Genomic DNA, 1,545 nt, shown 5'->3' with positions numbered 1-1,545 from the left:
GATGCGCTCGACATCGGAGACATGCCGCAGCGCCTCCCGCAGCGGTTCCGGGCTGGCCGCCAGCAGGCTGGCAATTGCCTGATGCCGGGCCAGCGCCTCGCCGCGCTCGCGCCGCGGGTGCAAGAGCCAGTGGCGCAGCGCGCGGCTGCCCATGCCGGTGCGGCAGCTGTCGAGCACCGACAGCAGGGTCGGCGCGCTCTCGCCGCGCAGCGTCTGGGTCAGTTCCAGATTGCGCTGGGTGGCCGGCGGCAGGTCCAGCAGATCGCTGCTGCGCTGCACCTGCAGGCTTTTGACATGGGCCAGTGCCCGGCCCTGCGTGTGTTCGGCATAGCTCAGGAGTGCGGCGGCGGCGGCCTGGGCCGTGCTCAGCGCCTGGGCATTGAAGCCTGCCAAGCTGGCCACGCCCAGCTGCTCGCAGAGCTTGCGCGCGCCCAGCACGGTGTCGAATTGCCAGCTGGGCCGGTTGGTGATCGGCAGCCGCGCGGCCAGCACGCCGGCGGGCTGGCGCTCGCGGTCCACCAGCACCTCGGCCGGGCTCATGCGCGCCAGCCAGGACGGCAGCTCGCGCTCGCTGCATTCGGCCAGGCCCAGCTCTCCCTTGGTCAGCGACAGCCAGGCCAGGCCCAAGGTCTTCCCTTGAGCGGCAACGGCCAGCAGGATGGAGTCCTGCTTGTCGGCCAGCAACTCGGTGTCGGTGACCGTGCCGGGCGTGACGACGCGCACCACCTTGCGCTCGACCGGCCCCTTGGACGTCGCCACATCGCCGACCTGCTCGGCAATCGCGACCGCCTCGCCCAGCTTGATCAGCTTGGCCAGATAGCTCTCCAGCGCGTTCACCGGCACCCCGGCCATCACGACCGGCTGGCCGGCGCTCTGGCCGCGCGTGGTCAGCGTGATGTCCAGCAGCGCATTGGCCTTGCGGGCATCGTCGAAAAAGACCTCGTAGAAGTCGCCCATGCGGAAGAACACCAGCACATCGGGGTGCTCGGCCTTGATGCGCAGGTATTGCGCCATCACGGGGGTGTGGGCGCTGAAGTCTTGGGTGGTCATTGCGGCAAGGGGAAAGGCAAAGCCCTCGGTCGAGGGCTTGGGGCCAGAGTGTAGGACAAGGCTTGCGGCGCGCCGCTCAGCCGGCCGGGCATTCGCCCAGCATGAAATCGGCCAGCGCGCGAAAACGCGGCTGCTCGGCCAGGGCCGGTGCGGCCAGCAGCCAGTAGGCGCCGTCGGCCTCGATGCTGAGCGCAAAAGGCCGCAGCAGCCGGCCCGCGCGCAGCTCGTCCTCGATCAGGGCCAGCCGGCCCAGCGCCAGGCCGCGGCCGGCCATCGCGGCCAGCAAAAGGGCATTGCTGTCGTCGATCAGCTGGCCCTGGCGTGCTGGACCGCCCTCGGCCACGCCAGCGGCGCGCAGCCAGCGCGCCCAGTCCTCGAAGCTGTCCTCGTGCAGCAGCGGGTAGTCGCGCAGCGCCTCGGGGCTCTCCAGCGGCTGCTCGGGCCGGGGCAGGGTGGGGGCGCAGACCGGGCTCAGCGCGGTGCCGAACAGGCGCT

General features: G+C 71.3%; 1 protein-coding gene and 1 pseudogene. Both read right to left on the bottom strand.

Annotation, left to right across the window (positions count from 1 at the left end):
* Positions 1–1,050, bottom strand: a pseudogene (locus tag PO768_RS28810) (DNA mismatch repair protein MutS); the annotation flags it as partial.
* Positions 1,051–1,126: 76 nt separating this feature from the next.
* Positions 1,127–1,545, bottom strand: a 419-nt coding sequence (locus PO768_RS28805; protein ID WP_272648793.1) for a LysR substrate-binding domain-containing protein, incomplete at its 5' end; no start/stop codon positions are given.

The organism is Paucibacter sp. XJ19-41 (assembly GCF_028462495.1).
Classification (GTDB): Bacteria; Pseudomonadota; Gammaproteobacteria; order Burkholderiales; family Burkholderiaceae_C; genus Roseateles_E.
The sequence above is the reverse complement of the archived record's forward strand: the minus strand, read 5'-3'. Positions and strand labels throughout refer to the sequence as shown.